The following is a 511-nucleotide window of genomic DNA, read 5'->3' as shown; positions in this document are numbered from 1 at the left end:
TGCTCTTATTGGTGCAAGAATCAAGACCATCTTCGATGATGAATACGGGCTTTATGGTGCTAAACGCATCGCTGCAAGCCTTAAAGCCGATACGAGCTTTGGCCCGATAAATCACAAGAAAGTCGCACGAATCATGAAATCCATGGGACTTAAAGGCTTTACCAAACGCCGCCGATGCGTCACTACCAGGCGTAAGCCTGGTCACCGCGTCATGCCAGATCTAGTAGGCCGCAGATTCACAGCTGACAGGCCAAACCACGTCTATGTAGGCGACATTACGTACCTGCCGTGTAAGGGCGGCAAGAACATGTACCTGGCCACGGTCATCGACGTCTACTCGCGCAAACTTGTCGGACATGCACTCGCCGATCACATGCGGGTATCACTGGTTATCGAAGCTTTGTCCCATGCCAGGAAAGTCCGCGGAAGCCTTAAAGGGGCAATTTTCCATTCTGATCACGGCAGCGTGTACACCTCACAAGCCTTTAGGAACTATTGCTCGTCGTTGGGT

1 protein-coding gene is annotated in these 511 nt (G+C 51.7%); it reads left to right on the top strand.

Translation table 11 applies throughout. The features are described 5' to 3' along the window. The coding region (locus tag F4V54_RS11380; RefSeq protein ID WP_150387203.1) for an IS3 family transposase at positions 1–511 on the top strand (511 nt) is incomplete at both ends.

The sequence above is a fragment of the Corynebacterium tuscaniense genome (assembly GCF_008693065.1).
GTDB lineage: Bacteria > Actinomycetota > Actinomycetes > Mycobacteriales > Mycobacteriaceae > Corynebacterium > Corynebacterium tuscaniense.
This window is presented reverse-complemented; position numbering and strand designations above follow the sequence as displayed.